Raw genomic sequence first — 25,410 nt, 5'->3', positions numbered from 1 at the left:
GAAAAACATACATTTTACACTTGAGAATTATTATCAAAAACATCATAATATCCTCTTCACGGGCAAATCCGTGGGGGATATCACCAATCCCAAAAACCAGAAACTGCGCGACTTATTTGGGCTCGTACAAGCTTTGCTGATATTCTGGATAACAAAGTCGGAAGTATTTTTTTGCAGACTATGTATACGATTAAGTCGCTATATTAAAAAATCTGGTTCGGGGAAAATGAATATCCGGCTATAACGCCCACCCACACATTTTAACTTGCCCGTCATTATTGGGAGGAACAAGTATGGGTCAAAAATTGAAACCTAACGACATGGCGTTAAGCAGGTTATCGACGAAACTGGATCGCTTATCACCAGAATCCATCAATGAACTTACGCTTGGATCAATGTTACTTGAATATGTGGGCAACTGTTATCCATTTGAAGAATGCAGCGGAATATCCGACAGCAAAATTGCCAGGTTAGAAAAACAGATTAATGTTTTTATCGAAAATCTTCCAGCTAACGAACAAAAGGTTCTGACCCCCCTCATTGGAACTTTTAAAATGGCACAATTCTTCGCAAATACAGAAGTCAAAAATTGCTAAGCGTATAAAGAACGGTACTAAACATGCCGTTCTTATTTATTTAATTGGGATACACATCATTTCTTGATCAAGGGTGATGATATTATCCGTGGAAGAATATGTTCTTTCCTTGACGCTCTTTAAACCGCCCATAGATTGCATCCATTCACTGCTGTCGAGCGCAAAATGCATTGGAATAATGTTCTGCACATTAAATATGCTTTGGATATATTCAACTCTTTCTGGGCGGTATAAATACCAAAACGGGATCATCAAGTAATCAACTGTTATTTTATTTTGCGGACCAAACCCCGCTTGGGGGCCATACATATCCCCCACATGCATAATTGTTTTCCCGTTAACCTCGATTTTAATGCCAATATTGGTGATATCTTCATTGCCAGCGCCATGGCTTAAACCATAAAGCGTAACGGGCATATCATATCCGTCTAACGCACGCACCTCACCTGGTTTTAAATCCGCATAATGAATACGTTCATTTTCATTACCTATGCCGGCCGCTCTCATGAAAATGGCGGCCTGCGCGGGTAAAATTGCTTTTGCATTATCATTTGCCCTTAAATGGCGCAGGATTGGCTTTGCTTTCATATGATCTTCGTGAATGTGACTCGCGAAAATTAGATCCACATTTGAAAAACGCCCCTTCGCATTTTCCATGTTGCTGTTTACGACACCACTTGCCACCGGATCACCATCCATCCCATCCGCATAAAGAGCATCCATAAGAACACTACTTTCGCCATTACTTACAAAAAAACCTGTATTTGCGATATGACAGATTTGTGCATCTTGCGCAAATGACAGTGAAACGCTCAAAAGAAAAAGAATAATCAATCTAATGCAATACAAGTCATTTCCTCTTCAAGTTTTACGATATTACTGGCACTGCCGTATGCTATATTTTTTATTTCCGCTAATCTTTCGACATGATCATTTCCACCAGAGGCTGGAGGGAAATGCATCGGGATAATGTGTTTTGGTTTAAAGACACGATTAATGTCACTAACCGTTTCAGGGTCAAGCATATGCCAATAAGGCATCAATAAATAATCAATATTGGCTTCTCCAACCTCGGCTCGTATCAGATCCTCTTCTTTTGCGAAAATATCACCAACATGCATTATGGTTTTTCCGGAAACAATAACGGCCATCCCGATATTTTCAATTGGCCGCCCTTCCCCGTGGCTAATGCCATATAGGGTTACCGGAAAAGCCAACCCATCTAGTTTTTCATTCTCACCAATTGGAATATTAAAGCTCTTTACCTGATTCTGATCACTTGGTTGAATACCTGCGGCTGCAATCACGGTTCTTGATTGTTCTGTTACAACGGCAACAGCATCTTTATTGGCCCTCAGGTGCCTTAAGATCGCCTTACCGGTCATATGATCACCGTGAAAATGGCTGGCAAACACTAATTTCACATTTGAAAATACACCTTCGGCCTTTTCCATCTGGTCATTCACGATATCGCTGGCTTGTTCAAAACCATCTAAGCCATCACGGTAAAGCGCATCCAACAACACACTTTTTTCGCCATCTGTTGCGTAAAACCCGGCCGAAGCAACATGACACAGCTTGGCATCCTGTGCGTAGGCGCTTGAGACCATAAAAAGGGTCAATAATCCAAATATATTTCTCATAACATTTCCAAAAACAAAAAAGGGATGACCTATGGTCATCCCTTAATAATAAAATTAAATCGGCTCACCCGGTGGTATTGGAGCAAGATCCGAATGTTTCGGCATATAATCACCTGCCAAGAATGCACCAATACGACGTGCTTGTTGCTGATAAAATGCTTTATATTCACGTGTCATTTCATCATTGGCAATGCGGTCTTCCAAAATACCTTTAAGACCATTTAGATGTGATGCTGTCATCGCCTGCGCCGCTGGTGATGCATCCTTATTACCTGCGGTCATCATCATGTAATGAACGAAAGTATAACCAACACGGCGATGAACGGCCGCCTTAAGCGGATCATCAAGACGCGGTGCAAGGATCGTTTTCGATGCGATCTTCACGATATAGCGATCAAGACTGATATATTGATTATCACGAACATTATGGTCGTTAATGCGTGCCAGACGTTCTTTATTGAACAGCAATCCAAGCGTATGGTTCGCATGTGCTTCAACCATACCAAGTGCATCAAAACTTGCACCAGTATCACGCGGGAAGCTTTCTCTGGTCAAACTATAACCAAATGCCTTTGGTGGAATAAGATCAAGAATATGCTTTGGTAACGTTAGGTAATCGGCACTTAACGCTTCAAGAACGATATCTGTTGCTTCATCTTGACGGGCGCGGCTAACGATACTGTGGCGCGGAACGATATTTTCACCTTTTACCTCATACCCATAAATCATACCGCCGATTGATTTCGAAGCAGCATTAATTTGGAAACGTGGTAAGTAATAAAGCGGCACCAATGTTTCCTCAAGCTGCGCTAGTGGTGTTCCATCGGCAATATTATCAAGTCCAAATTTGGAAAGTGCAACGCGACGCACTTCATACATATCACGTGTATTTTGAAGAACATCATCGCCAAAATCCCAAAGATGGCTATCCGCATGCAAACTTGCTGCACCACGGCTATCTGGACCATCAGCAATGAACTTATGACCTTTTGCATATGCGTCTTCCATGATTTTCTTAAGGCCCGCTGCTTCCTCTTCTTCGTTCGCGAATTCACGGTACGCCCAGTTCACAGCAATTTTATTCCATTCACCGATTTTATTATCATAAGCGTTTTTGATGCTTACATTGCCATCTTCATCTAGCTTAATTTGTGGATGTGGATAATCCATCACATCATCATCACCAAACATGCTGGCGATATAATTATGCGCAAAACCAAGCGTATGACCAACTTCGTGAGCGCCAAGTTGGCGTGTACGAGCCAGGACAAGCTCTAGACTGTCATCAATGCTACCGCCCTCTTTATATGGGCCGGATACTGCATTGGCGATCATAAAATCTTGACGAGAACGTAATGAACCAAGTGTCACATGACCTTTAATAATTTCACCAGTACGAGGATCAAACACGGTACCGCCATATGACCAGCCACGTGTTGAACGATGAACCCAGTTCACAACATTGTAACGTACATCATCCGGATCCATGCCTTCTGGCATGATTTCAGCGCGAAATGCATCTTTAAAGCCAGCAGCCTCAAATGCCGCGTTCCACCACTGTACGCCATCGCGCAGTGCATTGCGGATCAATTCAGGTGCACCGCTATCAATGTAATATACGATTGGCTCAACCGCTTCGCTAACCTCTGCGTCTGGGTTTTTCTTGATCAGACGGTGACGATCAACATAATTCTGTTCAATCGGTTCTGTAATTGATGTCGCATAATCAACAACGGTTGTTTTATAAGAACTCATCGCTGGATGGAAACGGCGCGGCTTATAATTATCATCAGGAAGTTCAACAAACGAAATACGTTGCTTCAATGTGATAATATTTGCATTTGCCGCAACAGAACGAACGTATCCACCAGGATTTTCACCTTTAAATGAAACAACAGATTGAAGTTCCGTATTCATTGGGAATGTTTTTACAAATTCGAAATCAACAAAGCTTCTACCCTTATCAAGCGAGAAATCACCTTGATTATTGCGTTTAATTTTCGCAGCACTTCTATGTTGATCATCAAGCATCATTTCACTGATTTCAATCAGTGAACTATCACCGTCACTGGCAACAACATCAAATGCAAAAACGATACTTGGTGCAAATGCATTGGTTGCTGCAAGACGTTCACGTGGATTATCACTATTTGCTGTATATCTTGTATTTTTCTGATGAAGGAAAACACGTTTTCCAACACGGTCAAAATAAACAAGTTTTGTACCGCCAAGCTGACCACGGTCAAGTCCGATATCATTAGAACCAAGTGCACCCGGAAGACTGACTTTATAAATAAAGTCTTCGCGAACACGATCTACTTCCAAATAGACTTTACCATTCTCATGATCGGAATAAACGTTAAAGAAACCTTCCTTTTTTTCCATTCCTCTTGTGAAATCAGAAATGTCCTGCGCAAAAGCAGAAGTGGAAAAAACGAATAATAATAGAATTGAAGCGAATTTACGCATCATTTCTCCCCTTTGTATATTGTATATAATTTGAATTTATTACAACTGAGCTTACTTCTATTGGGGAAAATGTTCAAGTTTAGATTATTACTTTAAGAAAAGAAAAATTCTTTATTTTCCATGTTCTTCAAAAACGCCGTTAATTCAACACACTGAAATTCATCATAAAATTAACATCACATTTTAACTAAATTATTACGTGCAATTTACAACTTTTTAAAACTTATAAGGATAAGTTAAAAAATAATTAATTTTAGTAGACGGTAAAAGTAAGGAGTTTCAAATGGTAAAAGTTATAGAAAATAATATTGTATCAACTGATCATACTTCATCAAAAAATATCAATAATTCCATTTCTAATCTGTTGAAACCCAAACTTAAAAACAAATCAGTTCTTAAGAAAATTAATGCATTAACTCTTCCTCTTCTCGCGTCCGCATGTGGTGGCGGATCAAATGGTGGCGGCGGCACGCTTGAAACCTCTGCCCCTGCCGCAGAAGGCGTCAGTTTTGTTGAAACCACTGATAATGTGTTCATTGCAACAAGTGACGGAGATCTAACCCTTAATGTTAGTTCAACCCCACAGGCCGTAACCGTTACCAGTTCAGCAGGTGATGATACAATTATTACCGGCAGCGGTGACGACGTAATTCGCGCAGGTGACGGCAGCGATAACGTTAAGGGCGGCGAAGGCGACGACACAATCGTCCTTGTGGGCACAACAACAAGCGGCCAATATTCAGCAAGTTCAATTACCAATTCAGCGGGCGGCGTAAACCTATCAAGTGTTATTACTGAAGAAGATTTAAATAACAATACCGTCAGCGAAGTCGGTGAAGGCGAAGTAATCGACGGAGGAAGCGGTAATGACAGCCTAGTGATTTACGGAACAGCTTATATCAATAGAGCTGTACTTAAGAACCTTGATGAAATGTGGGTAAATTCAGAAGTGATCTTAACAGGTGAACAATTTGCGGAATTTGGCGCATTTAAAGGGGACGGCAGTTCCATTATCCGTGTGCGTGCTGATTATCTGGATCCTGTAACATCAGAAAATGATGACAACAAAGGCGGTAACAAAGGCCACGGCAACAATACCGATGGTCAGGATGATGACAACCCCGGCAAAGGAAAAGGCGGCCCAAATTTCGAGGATAAAGACGGCATAGACGAAGATGAAAACGGTGGCGGCCGACCAAATGATGATTGGGATGACACACCGATTGGCGGCGAAACCACCGCAGAGCCAACCATCGTGGATATTTCCGATATTTATATGGCCAACATTGGTGTTCTTTCATTAGAAGGTCTAATCACTTTAATTGCTGATGATATGCATGATTTTGCCGGCATCACGAACATTAATGGTGACGGCAGCACAAAATTAATTTTAAACGGTAACGACGACACCGATGTTACCACATTCGATTTAAGCGCAGTTAATCTATCTGGAATTGCTGTTCTTGATTTAAATGGTGATTTTAATTTAATCGTAAGTGAGCCAAATGATTATTTTGGTATTGGTACAATTGCCGTTAACAATTCATCAAATATTACATTGTCTTTGGACAATACATCAAATCCGAATGCCCATTATGACTTTTCATCAAGCCCCCTCTTCGCTGTTGATCAGGTAAAAACATATGGCGATACAAAAATCACTTTTGATCAGCTAAGTGACATTGATGATACGGTCTTTACACCTGTCACAGGAAAATTATATGTCGCTATTCATGCACCAGAGGGTGGTGAAACCATTATCACAGGCGCGGAAATGGCGGCGCACTTCACATCTATTGACACGTTGGAGCTTAAAGAAAATGTGAAAATTGAAATCAGTGCAGAAAATGCAATGACTGATGTCGGAACATTACGAATTATCGGACATGGCACCATTGAAATTGACAGAACTGGCTTAACAGATGAACAGATCATCGAAATCATCAGTATTCATGATGTTGATCTTACCATTAATGTGATTGATCAAAATGGTAACGATCTTTATGCGCTGCTTCCCACAAGCATTATTGAAGGAACCCCTGAAAATGATGTTTATGTCGGCGAAAATGGTGAAAGCATTTATAAATTTACGTCTGTAAATGACACTTTTGGCAATGATACAGTTCAAAATTTCGAACCCACCTATGACAAAATTGATATTTCTGACACTTTAATTAATTTCAACGAAATCACACAAACAGTTAATGAATCAGGACTGCTGATTGAAACAGACCAAGGCAGTATCTTAATCGAAGGGCTAACGGAAATTCTAAGTGTTGACTATTTCATTCTTCATGATACCGCAGCACCTGTTTTAGAAAGTTTTTCATTATCAAATAGCGCGAATATGGATGATGGCGGCTTTGTTCAAATATCTTTATCCGCACATGATACAGACAGCGATATCACCACTGCGATCATGATATTTTATACGCCATCTGGGGACACGCTTGATGTGGCAATGACATCGCTTAATGGCGCATTAATTCAGTTTAATGATGATATTTTTGATGAAGAAGGCATATACTCCCTTTCACATATTACATTAACCGATAGCAATTTAAATATCGCCGAAATACCAGCATCTGAAATAAATACGAATACGGAAGTACTTGTCATTAATAGTACAGCCACCAATGAAAGTAACATTGTACGTGGTGATAATGATGCCAATGCCCTTACCGGCACTGATAACGATGATATTATTTTGCCGCGCGGCGGTGATGATACTTTAAGCGGCGGCGCTGGTAATGACACTTATATGTATTTCGATAATGAATTCGGCGTTGATACCATAAATGATTTTGAATTTGGTGATAAAATCGATTTTACTGCCACAGACCTTACAGAAGGCAATTTGAAAATCTATTACCAGGAAAACAGCCTGGAAATACATTATGGTGATAATAAAATCACACTTGAAAATTTTGACGGGGTTCTGACTAATACGGGAACCTATAATGACCCTATTTACACTGTTATGGGCGAAGAAGCACGCCTTGACGCAAATCATGTTGGCGACGTTCGCCCACCAACCATTAACGAAATTGGTGTACCCGAGGTTATTAACCTTGATGATGACATAAGGTTTTATGTTGAAATTGATGTCAGCGATGACATTTCAGGCACGCAGGCAATTAGGTTGCAATATACAGCGGCAGACGGCAGTAATTTCTGGATTGCTGGCATTAGCCAAAGCAACTTCAAAGTATGGCAATCATTAAACGAATGGTTTATGCCCGGCACATATGAATTAACATATGTTTATGGTTATGATTATGAAAACAATCGATTTGATTATCAGGCAGCAGATCTTGAAGCTCTTGGTATAAGCAGCAGCATCGAAATTACGAACTCTAACCCTGATCTTGTCGATCCTGTGGTAAATAGCATTACACTTGATAATCTGGTTCTTGATTTAAGCACTGATAACAAAATTTTCATAACTTTGGATGCTACCGATGACATGTCCGGTATTGATAATGTGACACTTTATTTCAGAGGGCCAGCTGGACAAACTCAATCCGTTATATTTACACCTGAAAATGGCATGATTTCCGAGCTTGTCATCAACGAACATTTTGGATCGGGCGAATATTCCCTTATCCAAATTACAGCACGTGACAACGCAGGCCATCATAAAGTTTATAATCAAACGGACATAACAGAAGCCGGCCTTGATACCAGTTTTGAACTGATAAATCCAAACGAAGATATTACAGCACCAAATATAGAGACGATTACGACAAATGATGATTACGTATATGTAACTGGTGTCCAAGACCAATTTTCAATCACAATGACCACTGATGAAAATCAATCTGGAAATCATTTTTCACAACTGACGTTCCAAAATCAAAACGGCATCATAAAAAACATACATCCTGATGAAACATTGATAGATAATATTTCATTTTTAGACAGTATTAATGCAGACCTTTGGGAAGAAGGAACATATACCCTTACAAGTGCATATATCTATGATGCAGGATTTAACATCCACCATTATAGTGCAAATGATTTACTGGAAAATGGCATATCATTCACATTTGAAATTGTCGCGCCGCTTAAAATTTATGGCACTGTTGAAAATGACTTGCTTATTGGTGGCGATGGTTATGATCATTTTATATTCGGCAATGATTTTGGCCATGACACAATTGAAAGCTTTACTCTTGGCGAAGATTATATTGATCTATCTTTATCAAATATCCTATATGCAGACATCACCCAGACAATCAATGCTGAAGGATTACTTTTAAATGTTGGTGACGACAGCATTCAAATCAACGGATTAACTGAAACGCTTAATACGAAATATATTGTTGGAGATAGCAAAACAGCGATCAAATCAATTTCATTTAGCAATGAAACGATCGATATCACCAATGGTGGCACAGTTGACATCACCGTCGAGATAGAAGATCCGGATTTTGATGTCCATTATGTTCAAATTGTAATGATTGATCCTGATGGAAATTATAAATACCACACCTTACATGATGATACCAATTACACAATGACGCTCGAATTCAATGAATGGCAACATCCGGGCGACTATACCATTTATATGGTAAATATTTATGAACCACATCAAACATGGACTAGATACAACACCGAAGAATTAAACAATCTCGGAATTAACACTTCCTTGACTGTCATTAATGATACACCGGATTATGACGCACCGGAATTAACGGATTTAACCATTTCCCATAGCAGTATTCCCGTGGGCATTGAAAATGTTATTAATTTCACGGCCCAAGCAAGCGATGCAACATCAGAAATTAGTGATATTAAAATCTGGTTTAGAAACCCAAGTGAAACTAAAACATCATATGTTCAAATAACCCCCGATCATCAATATATCGGTGGTACATATCTTGATGATTGGTCCGAGGTCGGAACATATTCCATGCTGCAGATACAGGTTACCGACATCGCTGGCAATTCAACGACTTATTATAAAGCCGACCTTGAAGAAATGGGCTTACCTGCCACTTTTGAAGTAACTGATGCGAATACCGATTTAACTGCACCTGAACTTCATGGCATTACAATTAATCAACCTTATTTTGACGCAGCAAATATCAAGAGCGACCCGCTATATTTTTCACTTGATATAACGGATGATAACAGCGGGATTGAATATGTATCGGTTTATTTAAAGGAGACAAATAATTTTGATACAACAACCGCGAATTCATGGAATAGCCATGTGGTACAAGTTTCTGATCAAAATCTTGTGGCAGGGATTTACCAAATTGATAGAGTTTACGTCAGGGATGTTGCAGATAATTACCACTGGTATAATTCAGATGAAATATCCTCACTTGGGATTGAATTAAGCTTCCGTGTATTAAGCGATGGCCCACAGCCTGGCACAACGGTTGAAGGAACAAGTGAAATTGATACAATTGTCGGCACTGTTGATGATGAAGTATTCACCCTTCATCACGGCGAAGATACCCTTGAATTTGCAGCAAACTGGGGACATGACACCATCCTTGATTTCATCCAGGGGGATGACGTGCTTGATTTCACGGGTTCTGGATTAACATATGCTGAACTTGATGTTTATGACACCAATTACGGCATGTTCATTTATGATGAAAGCACCGGCAGCGATATTTTACTTCAGAACTTTTTCGGTGAATTAACGGCTGGTGATGCAAAATTTGCGACAACCCATGCAACAGATGGAAATGATACGGTAACGGCCACTGAACTCGTTCATTTAAATACTGGCCTTGGTGACGACATGATTGAAATCACCCATGACCAATTTAACCAAATTGATGGCAGTGAAGGATATGATACAATTATCATTAATACTGATGCCCTTGACGGCATTGCTGATATCATTGCATTAAACGCATTTACTGAACGGGATGCGCTCAAAAACATCGAAGCCATTGACATAACCAATGACAAGCATGATGAAATTGCATTATCGATTAACGATGTCATTAACATGACAGACACTGATAATTCACTTGTTATTGAGGGCAATACTGGCGACACACTCAACATCGCTGGCGAAGGCTGGATTGCAAGTGGCACACAGAATCAAAACGGCAATGATTACAATCTTTATCAATCCGGTGATGCAACCCTGTTAATTGATCAGGAAATAGCAATTATTTGATCATTAGAAGAAAAAAACCTAATTTTTATTGCCTCGAGAGAGGCATTTTTTTTGTTTATAACCAAGCCATTGAAAATTTGAAAAAAATTAACATCAGATTTTAAGTAAATGTGATTTTGTTCTTAAATATCCCTTAATATATAGTGCGTTAGATTGTTTCTTGTAGTTATTAACTTCAGTAAGGGAACACAAAAGTTCTGTTTTAAAATGACTCTCCATTGACAAATTACTCTCCAAAATTTGTCATCTCATTTTATTGGTTACTGAAAAAACTGCGTTTGGGAAAATTATACTTTCCCTCTATATCCGCATGTGTGGGGCGGGAATTCGATATTATGGCCCAATTTATTATCGCTTCCCCTCCCCGCCACGGATGCAAAGCCTTGCGAGAATGTTTTTTCCTTGATAACGTCCTTTAAAAATAAATGGATGGAAATTATTCATGAAAAACGCATTTACAGTCATTCCTCTATTCGCCTTAATTGCATGCGCGGATGAAAATCCGGCACCCACAGGCACACCATCAGATCACGCAGATTATGTTGTCATCGGAAAATCGGTAAACACACGCCAGGAATGGTCAGGCGAACTTAAAATGCTAAACACAGTATTTTTTGCTGAAATCTTCCAAACGAAAGAGGCAGTTGCCGCGGGCGGCACCGTAATGAATGGCATTTTGACTGGCCCCGCAAATGCGGCAAAGGGGTTAAGCTTTTCTGATGAAGAAGCACGATACCTGACAGGCGGACGCACAGAAACCATTGAACAATTGGATGCCATTTTTCCGGATGCAACATACCATTTCTCATTCGATACCCCTGACGGGCGCATTGAAAATATGCCTGCAACATTCACCCGTGATGGTGATGAAAGTCTTAATCCCGGTCCGATAAGTTTAACATTAACCCAAAACGGCCAGATTGCTTACCCTAAAGCCATTGATCCGGATCAGGATTTGCTTGTGACATGGTCACCATTTGCAAAGGGCGCAGCGGACGATGATAAAATCATTGATGACATGATTTATGCCATGTTTGGCAATTGTATGGGCCAAGAAACAGTTCATAGCGGCCATGCATTTGATCCCGGCGCTCTAACTTACCGTGAAAGCGGTTTTACCATACCAGCATCCGCATTAAACCCCGGACAAAGTCATATGCTTGAAGTTGAACATTCAAACATGGAAACCGCTGTTTACGAAGGCATAGAAATCATCGTTACCTATGCCGCATCAACATTTTTGGATATTCAGGCAACTGGCGAAAACACCACCAACCCTGAATGCCCGGTTATCCCGATGGCATTTGACGGTGGTGCTAACGATAGGATTAGAGGCGGACAGTAATTATTTACTGCCGCGTCATGATATAATTAAGCATGGGTGACCATTTCTCACCTGCATCGCTTGTTTGTTCAATGAAACAGGAAATTTTATCCGGATCATCATCTTTGAATGTAAACCTGAAATGCATGGCGCCATTTTCAACAGGGAAAAATGTATCCTTATTGATGTTTGTCAGCATCAAATGGCCATCTTGATTAAATTCACCTTCGTAAATATCCATTAACCCATAAATACTATCAACAACGGACATTCTGTATATTTTGCGGTATAAATCATAAGTGAATGATAATTCCAGGTTCATTCCTTCCGCAGGAACCATATCCCGTGTTTCGCCGCTAATCATCAAATCCGAAAGTGATTTTGATAATTTCAGGTTTGATGTCCCCGTTTTTTCCCATGTACCCTCTTCGGAATACGTATAATGTTCTTGCGACCAGTCCCCAACGAGTGTTGAAAGTTTGCCCATTTTTTCATGTAATACAGATTTCGCATTCGCATATACTGGAAACAAAAATTGCAGTACGAGCACGAACCTGATTATTGATTTAATAATCATTTTTATTTTTTCCTTAATAACTCCCTGTTCTCGCAGGCATACTAACACCATAAATAATCATCGCAAGACTTAACACAACCACTTGACTAAAATGTGATTAGCACTTATTAAACCTCTCGGCCTTAGGGAAGCCAGCCGCCCGCAGCGAAAGCAAGGTGAATTCCTTGAAAAGAAATATTTTGTTTATCCATATATGGACCAAACAGCAATGCGGGCCCCTGTCGGTATCATCCATATGAATGGAGATAACAATGAATATTGAAAATTTAAAATCGCAAGCTAAACGCCTGCGTGAATATCTATCCGATCAGAATATTAAATTAAGCCATAGTGCAGCGCTTGAGGCGATAGCCAAACAACATGGCTACCGCGATTGGAATACTTTATCCGCATCAATAAAAAGTAACGTTAAATGGCCTGCGGTCGGTGACCGTGTGATGGGCACTTATCTTGGTCATAATTTTCGCGGCACTATTTTGAATTCATCGGTCATTTCAAACAGTGAAAACCGCCGATATACCGTGATGATGGACGAAGCGATTGATGTGGTAAAATCCGAATTATTCAGCAACTTCCGCCAACGTATTTCATCAACAATTAATGGTGATCTTAGAAGCGTCGATTACAAAGGTAATCCGGATAACATTCTGAATATACAGTGAATTTTCGTGCTATTCTAGGAAACTGGAATAGCACTTATTTTTTTAAGAAAATTACCTATATCCCGTTGTCCCTGAAAAGTTTTCAACGACCCAATCCTGAATGTGAGTGACATCCCACCTGCCCTGTCTCTCAACCTCGAAATAGTAAACAACCGGTGCGATAATAACCAATACCAACAGGACCGGTTTCCATGGCGATTGCATATATGCCTCCAATATCATTGCTTTCCATCAACACAGTACGCAACAGAACACTTACAAACATATACAAAAAAATCCCGGCGAAATACTCCGCCAGGATCATCATAATATGTTTATTGAATAATGTAAAATCAGCTACATTATTTTTGATAAGTAATTTTACCGCCAACAACTGTCATAACATTGGTTGCGTCCATCACTTTAATCGGCGCGCCTTCCATAATATCACGGTCAAAAATGGTAAAGTCAGCTAACTTCCCTACCTCGATTGATCCACGGATATCTTCCTGACGGGCGGCATATGCATTGGTTAATGTTAACATCTCAAGCGCTGCTTCGCGTGTAATGCGTTCTTCCACATGCCAATCTTTGTTATGGTAACCGTTCCAATCCGTACGTTGGATAAGTGAATAAAATTCAATACGTGGATCACCAATTTCAACCGGTGCATCTGTTCCCGCAGCAACAACCGCACCTTTTTCCATCATTGATTTCCAAAGATAAGCGTAATTAAGACGGTTTGACTGAATACGGTCAATCGCGAAATAAAGATCACCCTTCACCGTTGATGGTTCAATCGCCATAATCACACCAAGGTCGATGAAACGCTGCTGATCATCCGGATGAATGATCTGTGCATGTTCAATACGCCAGCGTGGGTCTGCGAAATGACGCTCTTCTGGTGGTACGGCATTAAAGGCTTCTTCATAAAAGTTAAGTACGTCACGGTTCGCGGCGTCACCAATGGCGTGTGTTTCAATTTGAATACCCTTTTTCAACGCCTCAATAAGTACTGGTACAGATGTTTCGCGTTTCATGAGCACAAGACCATGGTTATGCGGATCATCACTATATGGTTCAAGCATCGCCGCACCACGTGATCCGAGCGCGCCATCAGCCATATATTTAATACCTGCGATGTCGATCATGTTATCTTCTGAAATCTGACGACCCTCACGGATCAGGCGATTACCTTCTTCACCCATCCACATCGCATAATACATACGTGTACCAAGTTTTCCTTCGGAATGGATGTCTTTAATAATTTCAACATCAGCATAGCTTCCGCCTGCTTCCTGAATTTGCGTCCAGCCCATACGGGTCATAAAATCGATACCCGCTTGGATGTATGCTTTTTCCTGTTCATAGCTTGCTTCTGGAATATGTCTTTCGATCAGTTCCATTGCATTATCAACAAGCATGCCTGTTGGTTCGCCATTTTCGTCCTTTACGATATGACCGCCATCAGGATCCGGCGTATCACGGGTAATTCCGGCTATTTCCAGACCTTTTGAATTGGTCAGGATCGAATGGCCAGCAGCACGTTTTAAATAAACCGGCTTATTTTTTGTGAACGGATCAATGTCATGACGGGTTGGAAAACGTTTTTCCGGCCATTTTTTCTCGATCCAGCGACCACCTTGCAACCATTCACCGTCTTTTACACCTGCGGCATATTCGCGGGTTTTATCGATCATGGTTTGAAGATCATCAATACCTTGTAAGTTTAGAAGGTATTCACGGCGACCAATATTTTTTACGTGAACATGTGCGTCAGTAAAACCCGGATATACATAACGTCCTTCAAGATTATAAAGCGCCGCACTACCACACATATAATCCTGAATGCTGGCGTTTGAGCCCACATGAACAATTTTGCTGTCTTTTACGACAACAGCTTCGGCGGTTGGTTGTTCTTTATTCACCGTATAAATTTTGGTGTTGTAAATTACCATATCCGCGTCTTTACACGCAGCATTTGCAACGCTTCCCATTGCAAAAGATGCAACAAGTGCGGATACAGACAATAACGTTTTTTTCATTGATATTTTTCCCATAATTGTTCCCCCTATATTGATGAATATGACTTTATAAAATAATCAATTTTAAGCAAGCCATATTCATCGTCATTAGATGACAAATAATCGACCAATCATTACTTTTGGTACATGATTGATCGAAAATTATTATTTTTGATAAGTGATTTTTCCACCAACAATCGTCATAAGGTTTTCTGACGTTAAAATATCAGCGGCCGGTACAGTCATCCAATCGCGGTCCGTGACTGTAAAGTCAGCATACTTACCAACCTCAACACTGCCACGAAGGTGTTCTTGAAACGCTGCAACAGCAGGCCAAATTGTAAACATCTTTAATGCCGTATTGCGTGATACTGCAAGTTCTGGATGCCATCCATCCCCAGATGACCCGTCAAGCCTAGTACGTTCGATAGCCGCGAAAAATTCAATGCGTGGATCACCAATTTCCGCAGGCGCATCTGATCCAGCAGCAATGATATTGCCCTGATCAATCAGTGATTGCCATGGATATGAATATGCAAGACGTTCAGCGCCAAGACGGTCCGGTGCAAAGTTAAGGTCACCAATACCGTGGCTTGGTTGCATTGACGGAATAATACCTAACGGTTTAAATCGCAATTGATCAATTGGCTGAATAATCTGCGCATGTTCAAGTCGCCAACGCGGTTCTTCAATTGCGCGTTCGGATTTTGGTACATCGCGGTATGCTTCTTCGTACCAATCCATAAGCGATCTTACCGCGCGGTCACCGATCACATGAGTTTCAACCTGAATTCCTTTACGTAATGCTTCACGCAGGATCGGTTCAAGCTCTTCTTTGGTTGTGCGGTTCATAAAACCATTATGATCACCGTCAGCATAGTTTTCAATCATCGCCGCACCTCGTGATCCCAATGTGCCATCGATATAAACCTTAATACCTCGAAGATCGAACATATTATCATCGGTCACTTCACGGCCGCGTTCCAAAATGGTCCATGCTTCACCAACATTGGCAGCAGCATAAATACGGGTCAGCATGCCGCCTTCAGCGTGAATTTCTTTAACAAGTTCCACAACATCATATGGCATGCCCGCATCCTGTGTTTGCGTCCATCCCATTTTGGCATTTTCATACATTCCCCGTTTTACACTGTCTTTCTTATAAGCTGGTGTTTCCGGTGGAATAATGGCGCGGAAAATATCCATCGCTGTCGCAAGGATGTAACCATTTGGTGTACCATCCGCTTCGCGTTCAAATTTTCCGCCAAGTGGATCAGGTGTGTCTTTGGTAATTCCAGCAAGTTCAAGCGCCTTACTGTTCACAAGTGCCGACACGCCATCTGCACGTGGCATAAATAACGGTTTATTGGCTGTGAATGGATCAACATCATGTTTATTTAAAAATCTTTTCTCGTCTGTCCATTCCCGTTCAATCCAGCTACGACCTTGCACCCATTCCCCATCCGGAATAGTACCTGCGAAATTTTCAATTGTGTCTACGGTCTCTCGTAACGTGGGGATACCAAACAAATTCAGGTTTTTGGTACGCTTACCCAAGCCTTCAACATGTTGGTGGGCATCGGTAAGTCCGGCGTAAACATATTTACCAGACATATCCATAATATCGGCTTCGCCGCACATATATTTTTCTGCGCCAGCGTTATCACCCACATAAATAATTTTATCACCTAATGTCGCGACGGCCTGGGCCGTCCATTGATCATCATTTGCGGTATAAATGGTTGTATTATGCATCACCATATCAGCAGCGATACATTCCACCGCGGCCATTTCTGATGATTGCTCTGATCCCCCGCAAGCGGCAAGTGCAAGACTTGCCACCCCTAGTAACATTTTATTTTTCATAGGTAATTTTTCCACCCACTATGGTCATTAGGTTTTCAGATGTCAGAATTTCGGCTTCCGGCACCTTTAACCAATCTTTATCAAAAACGGTAAAATCAGCATATTTACCTACTTCTACCGATCCACGGATATCTTCTTGGAATGCGCCGTGCGCAGGCCAAATTGTAAACATTTTAAGCGCTGTTTCGCGGTTTACCGCCAATTCCGGATGCCATCCCTCACCAGATGATCCATCAAGTCTTTTACGCGCCACCGCTGCATAAAATTCAATGCGCGGATCACCCATTTCAACCGGTGCATCAGAACCACCAAGGATCATAAGACCACGATCAACAAGTTGTTGCCAGGGATACGCATGACCAAGACGGTCAGGGCCAAGTCGGTCCGGCGCAAAATTCAAATCACCAATGCCATGTGATGGCTGCATAGAAGGGATAATTCCAAGATTTACAAATCTTTCCTGATCTTCCGCCGGGATGATTTGTGCGTGTTCAAGTCGCCAGCGTGGGTCTGGAACCGCCCACTCTTCATTTGGCACATCATTAAATGCTTCCTCGTACCAATCAAGTAATGATCTTACTGCACGGTCACCAATCACATGGGTTTCAACCTGAATTCCTTTACGGAGTGCTTCACGCAGGATCGGCTCAAGTTCTTCCTTGGTCGTGCGGTTCATGAAACCATTGTGATCTGCGTCACTATAATTTTCAAGAAGTGCCGCACCTCGTGAACCAAGTGTTCCGTCGATATAAACCTTAATACCACGTAGATCGAACATATTGTCTTCTGTTACTTCACGACCACGTTCAAGAATTGTCCAAGCTTCTGCAACATTTGCCGCTGCATAAATACGTGTGGACATACCGCCTTCTGCGTGGATTTCTTTTATTAGTTCCACATTGACGTATGGCATACCTGCATCTTGGGTATTGGTCCATCCCATCTTGGCATTTTCATACATACCCTGTGTCAGGCTGTCTTTTTTATATTCACGAGTTTCCGGTGGAATAATGTCGCGAAAAATGCTCATGGCCGTGGCAAGGATATATCCATTTGGCGTGCCGTCTGCATCGCGTTCAAATTTCCCGCCTTGTGGGTCGGGCGTATCTTTTGTAATACCCGCTAGTTCCAATGCCTTACTATTCACAAGCGCCGAAACACCGTCCGCACGCGGCATAAACAGTGGTTTATCCGCTGTGAACGGGTCAACATCATGTTTGGTTAGAAAACGTTCCTCGTCCGTCCATTCACGTTCGATCCAACCACGACCCTGCACCCAATCACCCGCAGGCACATTGGCGGCAAATGCTTCAATCGCATCAACAGTTTCTTTTAATGTACTAATTCCAAAAAGACTTAATGTCTTTGGTCTTTTGCCGACCCCTTCAACATGTTGGTGACTGTCAGTAAATCCGGCATAAACATATTTACCAGACATATCCATAATATCGGCTTCGCCGCACATATATTTTTCTGCGCCAGCGTTATCACCGACATAAATAATTTTATCACCTAATGTCGCTACGGCCTGGGCCGTCCATTGATCATCATTTGCGGTATAAATGGTTGTATTATGCATCACCATATCAGCCGTAACGCATTCCGCTGCGGCCATTTCTGATGATTGCTCTGATCCCCCGCAAGCGGCAAGTGCAAGACTTGCCACCCCGATTAACAATTTATTTTTCATAGGTGATGTTTCCTCCGACAACTGTCATTACATTTTCACTTTCCATAATTTCCTCAACAGGAATGGTCATGATATCTTTGTTAAAGACAGTAAAATCAGCAAATTTCCCTACTTCAACTGTACCAAGTACATCTTCACGGAATGATGCATATGCCGGCCATGCTGTGAACATTTTCAGCGCTTCATCACGACTTAACGCCAGTTCAGGATGCCAACCTTCGCCGGAATAACCGGTTAAGTCTTTACGGGCAACCGCAGCATAAAATTCAATACGTGGGTCACCAATTTCAACCGGACTGTCTGATCCACCAATGACCTTGGCACCAAGGTTTACCATTGTTTTCCAAGGATATGCATATGAAATCCGGTCTGGTCCCAAGCGGTCCATCGCAAAGTGAAGGTCGCCAATCGCGTGACTTGGTTGCATAGATGGGATAATTCCCAAATCAATAAACCTCGTTTGATCGTCCGGGTGAATGATCTGCGCATGTTCCATACGCCATCTTGGGTTATCTTCCATCCATTCTTCTTTTGATACGCTATCAAATGCTTCTTGATACCAATCAAGGATCACACGGTTCGCACGGTCACCAATCGCATGAATTTCAATTTGAAATCCTTTGCGAAGTGCTTCCTGCATTACTGGCATAAGCACTTCTTTTTTACGGGTGATAAGCCCGCTATTATCCGCATCTGAATAATTTTCAAGAAGCGCAGCACCGCGTGAGCCCAATGTACCATCGATATACATTTTAATTCCACGTACGGTAATCATATTATCTTCAGGAAGTTCACGACCACTGTTCAAGATATCCCATGCTTCGGATAACTCGATTGCTGCATATACGCGATGAAGCTGATTACCTTCTGATTGAATTTCTTTAAGCGCTTTTAACTCTTCCATATACATGCCCGCATCTTGTGTCTGTGTCCAACCAAGACTTGCGTTATATTTAAGACCACGTTCAACGGAATCTTTTACATATGCATAATCTTCTGCTGGCAGATGTTTTTCAATCAATGGCATAGCACGGGCAATCAAATAACCTGTCGGTTCACCATTTTCATCACGTTCAATTGTCCCGCCATATGGATCCGGTGTATCTTTAGTAATACCCGCGATTTCAAATGCTTTCGAATTGGCAAAGGCCGACACACCATCCGCGCGACGGATATAAAGCGGTTTATCCGCGCTAAAATAATCAACATCGTGCCTTGTTAAGAAACGCTGTTCATCGGTCCAATCGCTTTCGATCCAACCACGTCCTAAAATCCAATCGCCTTCGTCGACATCTTCCGCATATTCTTCAATGCGTTTTACTGTTGCGGCCAGCGTTGTAATATTCATTAGGTTGACGTTTTTCTGACGTACACCGATCCCGGCCAAATGCTGATGGCTGTCGGTAAATCCAGGATACATAAATTTACCCGCCATATCGATTACACGCGCATCCCCACACATATAATTTGCCGCGTCCGCATTACTGCCAACAAATACGATCTTGCTGTCCTTAACCGCTACTGCTTCGGCTGTTGAGTTGGCATCATCCGCTACGTAAATAAGCGTATTATGAAAAACGGTATCTGCTGCCTCGCACGACGCACTTGCCGTTTCAGATGATTGATCTGCTCCACCGCAGGCAGCAAGCACAAGACTAGCGGCCCCGATTAAAAGTTTATTCTTGAAAAACAATGTTTTCTCCCATGTCCCATTTTATAATTTCGCAACTTTCGGATAGTTGCCATCCTGTTGTTGTTATATTGTTACGACATTAAGAAGGAATCGCCCATCATGCAAGCACAAACGAACTGGAAAAACCAACTTTTGCAAAACGGTTTTGTAAAATTAAGCGGTGTGTTAACCCCAGGGAAATGCAAGGAAATTTGTGATCACTATAACAGTGATATTTATCGCAGTACCATAAATATGAAACGCTACAATTTCGGACAAGGCGAATATAAATATTATTCATATCCACTACCCGAAATAATCACAAAATTAAGACAGCATTTTTATCAAGAATTAAGGCCAGTTGCGAAAGAGTGGTCAGCAAGATTAGAACGCAACGACCTATATCCAGATAATCACGATGACTATTTAAAAAAATGCCATGACAATGATCAAACCCGCCCTACTCCATTAATCCTAAAATATGGACCGGATGATTTTAATACATTGCATCAAGATTTATACGGTGAAATCCATTTCCCATACCAAGTCGCCATCATGTTATCAGATTCAAATGATTATTCTGGTGGTGAGTTTACACTGGTTGAACAAAGACCACGCATGCAATCTGTTGCTCATGTTGAAAATTTAAAACAAGGCGAAGCCATAATTTTTGCTGTAAATGAATTTCCCAAACAAGGATCACGCGGTTATTATAGGGCAAAATTACGTCATGGCGTCAGCAAAGTACGTAGTGGCAGAAGACATACACTAGGAATAATACTTCATGATGCAAAATGATTTGTTTGATACAATTGCACCAGCAATGGAAGAGCTCGCCCCAGGTGTTTTCCTATTTCGATCATATGTTGATGAAGAATTATTTCTTGATGTGGTAAAAAACGTCACTGCTGAAATTCCCTTTCGTCATATGGTAACGCCCGGCGGTAAAAAAATAAACGTCGCAGGCAGCAGTATGGGCAAATGCGGATGGTATTCCGACCGAAAAGGATACAGATACGAAATGTCCGACCCTATCACAGGAAAAAATTGGCCGGACATTCCGCAGAACATCAATAATATCATTTCAAAAGCCGCTGCGAAGGCAGGCTTTAATAATTTCGTGGCCGACAGCTGTTTTATCAATCGTTATGAACCCGGCGTCAGATTAACAGCCCATATTGATCAAGATGAACAAGATTTCGACCAGCCGATTGTATCGGTGTCACTTGGCGTCAGTGCAATATTTCAAATTTTTGGCGAAACACGTGGCGGGAAACCACTAAACATTCCACTTCATTCAGGTGATCTCTTAATTTTTGGCGGCCCTGCCAGACGTCTTTATCACGGTGTAAAAAAATTAGAGACAGCACATCATCCAAAAACAGGAAATAAACGTATTAACCTTACGTTCAGGAAAGCTCTTTAATTAAGGGCAACCTTATTTTGAACATGATGTTCATACATATTGCTGATAACTTTAATTTAACAAATTTGCGCCATTATTATTTCATGAAACAATTACTTTTCGTCATTTTATTATTATTGCCTTGCCTTTCATTCGCCAAAGATGAAATTGATAACAAAGAACACCAGAAAGCAAGTGAAGGTCTTTGGAACTACAAACGCTTTTTATTAGACGAAAATGGGAAATGGTCTGTTGGCGCCGGGGCGATCATTCGCAATTCCCCTTTTAAAGGTGAAAAGGTCGACATCACCCCGATCCCAATGATCGATTACAGTAGTAAAAACCTATTCATTCGTGGCTTAAGAGCTGGATACCATATAAAACGCGTAACCAATTTCCGTGAAGGTGACTTTTTTCTTGATGGATTTATTTCCCCACGCATGAGACCCGGTGATAGCAGAAGAAAACTAACCCTCGATGGCGGCTTGAGCGGCGGTTATCAATCCATATTCGGCGCCCTGACATTAAGCGCACAACAAAACCTTACTGGTGGCAATGGTACGGAATTATCCGCAAACTATACCCTAAGGTTAGGCACAAGAAACCGTGTCCATTCCTTTATGCCAAGCGTTTCATTGATCTGGCAAAGTGAAAGAATGGCTAATCATATGTGGGGTATTGACCAACAAACGTATCTAAAGACGCTTGCTAACCCTAATGAAGTCACGCTTGATCCTTACCATATCAATGGATCTATTTTAAATTATCAAGCGGCAATGACATATGTTTATAGGATCGATGACCACTGGAATGTCATGACATCAGCTAATATCACTGCCCTTGCTGATAAAATTACCGACAACCCCGCCGTAGAAAAGAACTTCGATTACGGCTTCATCTTAGGTGTTGCCTATACCTTTTAATAGATCTTATAGGTGGTCGGCGGGTATGGTTTCAATGTGTATTGATCCTGCACAAATGCTACAATATCGATCAATTCGTCCACAGTCATGATAGAATTGTAATTTCGCATAACTGACTGCCCGTCTCCAGTATCCGGTGTCATTTTATATTGACTGGAAACCTTATGTGATGGATTGATAATCGATGTTACGAGCTCACCATATGTTTCGATGCGGTGTGTCGCACCACCAAGCGGTACGTTCATAATCGGATCAATGCCAAATGGCGCCACTAACTCATCCTCCAAGCCCACAACCGTATGACAATCTACACATCTGAATTCCACGAAATATTGTTGTCCATATTCCGCATTTCCATCCGGAAGCGTAAAACCAAACGATCCTTTTGGCCCATCATCACAGGCAACGAGAAACAACCCCGTCAAAACGATGAATAATAATTTTATATATTTCATAACAACCCCTTTCATCATAGAAATTCTAAAGAGCATTATACAATTTATAGAAGAACAAGTGCATGACACAGATCAAGAAATATTGTATTTCCTTGAAAAAACATCAATTTATTAGCTTTGTTAACTTTACATTAACTAAATAATCTTTAGTATATTCTGCAAGGTTCAGAAAGAACCTCATTAGTTATAAAAAATAACGAAAGCAGTAACAGTGGCATTTAGTATAAATACCAATGCGGGCGCGATGGTCGCCCTTCAAAATCTCAATAAGACGAATTTCGAACTCTCGAAAACGCAAAACCGTATCAATACAGGATTAAAAGTTTCCGGTGCTAAGGATGATGCATCAATTTTTGCTATTGCGCAAAAAATGCGCGGTGTTATTGCTGCAAAAAATTCTGTTGGTCAGGGCTTAGAACGCGCCAAATCAATTCTTGATGTATCCATTGCCGCTGCTGAAAGCATATCAGATACCCTTGTACAAATGAAAGAACTCGCCGTTCGCGCCAGTGAACCTGGACAAGACACAGCCACATATAATGCTTTAAATGCTGATTTCTTCGCACTACGTGCTCAAATAGATACTATTGCACTGAACGCTGAATTTAATGGGAAAAATCTTGTAATCACTGGTGCAACAGACCTGGACGTTACAACTGACGAAGATGGTAACAGCTTTACTGTGCCAAAAGCAGAAATGCAGGCAATTACATTACAATTCGGCTTACCAAATATTGATCTTTATAATGATACGAATGCTGGCTCGACGTTAACCGTTATCGAAAATGCTATTGATACAGTTAACGGCCACCTATCATCTATGGGTAGTGCATCGAAACGCGTCGATTTGATGATCACAATGAATTCCAAAGTTAAAGATGCCATTGAAGTCGGCGTTGGAAACCTGGTCGATGCGGACATGGCACGCGAAAGCGCAGACCTTCAAAGTTTACAAGTTAAACAACAACTTGGCATACAGGCATTATCAATCGCCAATCAAGCGCCGAACACAGTTCTAGGGCTCTTTAGATAAGGTCCAGTTCGTATAATTACTAACCAGACGCATTCTGTGGTATACTCCTCTCTCATTCCAAAAGAGGGAGAATAATCATGAGTGCAGAAGAAGGCATTGCAAAAACCAACGCAGAATTCGTTACCGCTTTTAATGAAGGTAATCCTAGTGGTGTCGCCGCATGTTACAGTGAAGATGGTCAGTTTATGGTACCAGGCGTGCCAACAATGGACGGTAGAGAGGCTATAGCAAACGGCCTTAAAGGTTTGATGGATAGTGGCGTTACAGGTATAGAGCTAAAAACAAATGAAGTTTTTGACTTTGGCGATAATGCTATTGAAGTCGGTGAATACAAATTATATGCCGGTGACAGTCAAGCCGATCACGGTCGATTTTTAGTATATTGGCAAAATATTGATGGAAAATGGTATTTAAAACGCGATACCATAAATAGCCTTTCTGCATAATAAAATATTGTTGGCTTTATAAAACAAGATAGCTATAAACGCCAAATGCATATAGCTTTATACCAACCAGATATTCCACCGAACACAGGCACGATCATTAGGATGGCAGCCTGTCTTGATGTAATGGTGCATATTATTGAACCCTGCGGTTTTCCTTTCGGCGAAAAATCTTTCCGTCGTGCGGGCATGGATTACATTGACCAAAGCAAAATAACCCGTCATCAATCATGGGAAACCTTCCTTGATTGGGTTGGTGAGCGTCGCATCGCCCTACTCACCACCAAAGCAGCAGAACCATATACGGAATTTAAATTTCTGGATGAAGATATTCTATTACTGGGCCGTGAAAGTGCTGGTGTACCAGATGACGTACATGAACGTGCAGATGCCAGATTACTTATTCCCATGACACCGGAAACAAGGTCATTGAACATTGCTGTTTCTGCCGCTATGGTTCTTGGCGAAGCCTTAAGACAAACAAGTACCTTTCCCGCTTAG

19 protein-coding genes are annotated in these 25,410 nt (G+C 41.3%); 10 read left to right on the top strand and 9 right to left on the bottom strand.

The annotated features are described in order from the left end of the window. Positions 1 to 293: 293 nt before the first annotated feature. A complete protein-coding gene (locus tag KW060_RS06890; RefSeq protein ID WP_249034075.1) occupies positions 294 to 596 on the top strand; it encodes a hypothetical protein in 303 nt (100 codons plus the stop codon). A gap of 36 nt (positions 597 to 632) precedes the next feature. Here the strand turns inward: KW060_RS06890 and KW060_RS06885 are convergent, their stop codons facing one another. The 3 genes from KW060_RS06885 to KW060_RS06875 are packed head-to-tail and all read right to left on the bottom strand — an operon-like array spanning position 633 to position 4,708. Continuing rightward, a complete protein-coding gene (locus tag KW060_RS06885) occupies positions 633 to 1,412 on the bottom strand; it encodes an MBL fold metallo-hydrolase (RefSeq protein WP_274757331.1) in 780 nt (259 codons plus the stop codon). Positions 1,413 to 1,426: 14 nt separating this feature from the next. Further along, the gene (locus tag KW060_RS06880) at positions 1,427 to 2,239 is read right to left on the bottom strand and encodes an MBL fold metallo-hydrolase (protein ID WP_249034073.1); all 813 of its coding nucleotides are present in this window, start codon (positions 2,237 to 2,239) and stop codon (positions 1,427 to 1,429) included. A 54-nt stretch (positions 2,240 to 2,293) separates the two neighbouring features. Then, positions 2,294 to 4,708, bottom strand: coding sequence for a zinc-dependent metalloprotease (locus tag KW060_RS06875; protein ID WP_249034072.1), 2,415 nt, complete (start codon positions 4,706 to 4,708; stop codon positions 2,294 to 2,296). A gap of 283 nt (positions 4,709 to 4,991) precedes the next feature. On the opposite strand from KW060_RS06875, the gene KW060_RS06870 reads away from it, so the two are divergent. Both KW060_RS06870 and KW060_RS06865 read left to right on the top strand, forming a co-directional pair. Further along, complete coding sequence (locus tag KW060_RS06870; RefSeq protein ID WP_249034071.1) at positions 4,992 to 10,856, top strand: hypothetical protein; 5,865 nt, start codon at positions 4,992 to 4,994, stop codon at positions 10,854 to 10,856. Positions 10,857 to 11,298: 442 nt separating this feature from the next. Beyond that, on the top strand, positions 11,299 to 12,201 hold the full coding sequence (locus KW060_RS06865) for a hypothetical protein (protein ID WP_249034070.1): 903 nt from the start codon (positions 11,299 to 11,301) through the stop codon (positions 12,199 to 12,201). Positions 12,202 to 12,205: 4 nt separating this feature from the next. Here KW060_RS06865 and KW060_RS06860 read toward each other — a convergent pair whose 3' ends face one another. Then, the gene (locus KW060_RS06860; protein WP_249034069.1) at positions 12,206 to 12,757 is read right to left on the bottom strand and encodes a DUF1579 family protein; all 552 of its coding nucleotides are present in this window, start codon (positions 12,755 to 12,757) and stop codon (positions 12,206 to 12,208) included. A gap of 251 nt (positions 12,758 to 13,008) precedes the next feature. On the opposite strand from KW060_RS06860, the gene KW060_RS06855 reads away from it, so the two are divergent. Further along, positions 13,009 to 13,419, top strand: a complete 411-nt coding sequence (locus KW060_RS06855; protein ID WP_249034068.1) for a glyoxalase superfamily protein — start codon at positions 13,009 to 13,011, stop codon at positions 13,417 to 13,419. 341 nt (positions 13,420 to 13,760) lie between these two features. On the opposite strand, the gene KW060_RS06850 is transcribed toward KW060_RS06855, so the two are convergent. The 4 genes from KW060_RS06850 to KW060_RS06835 all read right to left on the bottom strand — a co-directional run bounded on the left by KW060_RS06850 (position 13,761) and on the right by KW060_RS06835 (position 20,671). Continuing rightward, positions 13,761 to 15,443 (bottom strand): amidohydrolase, encoded by a 1,683-nt coding sequence (locus tag KW060_RS06850; protein ID WP_249034067.1) that lies wholly within the window; start codon positions 15,441 to 15,443, stop codon positions 13,761 to 13,763. A gap of 144 nt (positions 15,444 to 15,587) precedes the next feature. Then, entirely contained in the window at positions 15,588 to 17,288 is a 1,701-nt protein-coding gene (locus KW060_RS06845) for an amidohydrolase (protein WP_274757330.1), read from the bottom strand. Beyond that, positions 17,278 to 18,978, bottom strand: a complete 1,701-nt coding sequence (locus KW060_RS06840; protein ID WP_274757329.1) for an amidohydrolase — start codon at positions 18,976 to 18,978, stop codon at positions 17,278 to 17,280. Before KW060_RS06840 ends, KW060_RS06845 begins: the two co-directional genes overlap by 11 nt. Continuing rightward, positions 18,968 to 20,671 (bottom strand): amidohydrolase, encoded by a 1,704-nt coding sequence (locus tag KW060_RS06835; RefSeq protein ID WP_249035626.1) that lies wholly within the window; start codon positions 20,669 to 20,671, stop codon positions 18,968 to 18,970. The genes KW060_RS06840 and KW060_RS06835 overlap by 11 nt, the downstream gene beginning before the upstream one ends. Positions 20,672 to 20,770: 99 nt before the next feature. On the opposite strand from KW060_RS06835, the gene KW060_RS06830 reads away from it, so the two are divergent. From KW060_RS06830 to KW060_RS06820, 3 genes are all read left to right on the top strand, one after another. Continuing rightward, positions 20,771 to 21,448, top strand: coding sequence for a 2OG-Fe(II) oxygenase (locus tag KW060_RS06830; protein ID WP_249035625.1), 678 nt, complete (start codon positions 20,771 to 20,773; stop codon positions 21,446 to 21,448). Then, positions 21,435 to 22,076, top strand: a complete 642-nt coding sequence (locus tag KW060_RS06825) for an alpha-ketoglutarate-dependent dioxygenase AlkB (RefSeq protein ID WP_249035624.1) — start codon at positions 21,435 to 21,437, stop codon at positions 22,074 to 22,076. Before KW060_RS06830 ends, KW060_RS06825 begins: the two co-directional genes overlap by 14 nt. A gap of 83 nt (positions 22,077 to 22,159) precedes the next feature. Then, positions 22,160 to 22,978 carry a MipA/OmpV family protein gene (locus tag KW060_RS06820; RefSeq protein WP_249035623.1) on the top strand — a complete coding sequence of 273 codons (819 nt, stop codon included), beginning with the start codon at positions 22,160 to 22,162 and terminating at the stop codon, positions 22,976 to 22,978. On the opposite strand, the gene KW060_RS06815 is transcribed toward KW060_RS06820, so the two are convergent. Next, a complete protein-coding gene (locus KW060_RS06815; RefSeq protein ID WP_249035622.1) occupies positions 22,975 to 23,433 on the bottom strand; it encodes a c-type cytochrome in 459 nt (152 codons plus the stop codon). The genes KW060_RS06820 and KW060_RS06815 overlap by 4 nt on opposite strands. Before the next feature lie 211 nt (positions 23,434 to 23,644). Between KW060_RS06815 and KW060_RS06810 the strand changes: the two genes are divergently transcribed. The 3 genes from KW060_RS06810 (at position 23,645) to KW060_RS06800 (ending at position 25,410) form a co-directional block, all read left to right on the top strand. Further along, positions 23,645 to 24,466: a flagellin gene (locus KW060_RS06810; RefSeq protein WP_249035621.1), complete on the top strand. Its 822-nt coding sequence runs from the start codon at positions 23,645 to 23,647 to the stop codon at positions 24,464 to 24,466. A gap of 77 nt (positions 24,467 to 24,543) precedes the next feature. After that, on the top strand, positions 24,544 to 24,912 hold the full coding sequence (locus KW060_RS06805) for a YybH family protein (protein ID WP_249035620.1): 369 nt from the start codon (positions 24,544 to 24,546) through the stop codon (positions 24,910 to 24,912). A gap of 45 nt (positions 24,913 to 24,957) precedes the next feature. Further along, positions 24,958 to 25,410 (top strand): tRNA (cytidine(34)-2'-O)-methyltransferase, encoded by a 453-nt coding sequence (locus tag KW060_RS06800; RefSeq protein ID WP_249035619.1) that lies wholly within the window; start codon positions 24,958 to 24,960, stop codon positions 25,408 to 25,410.

Origin of the sequence: Pseudemcibacter aquimaris (genome assembly GCF_028869115.1) — a bacterium.
GTDB classification, from domain to species: domain Bacteria; phylum Pseudomonadota; class Alphaproteobacteria; order Sphingomonadales; family Emcibacteraceae; genus Pseudemcibacter; species Pseudemcibacter aquimaris.
This window is presented reverse-complemented; position numbering and strand designations above follow the sequence as displayed.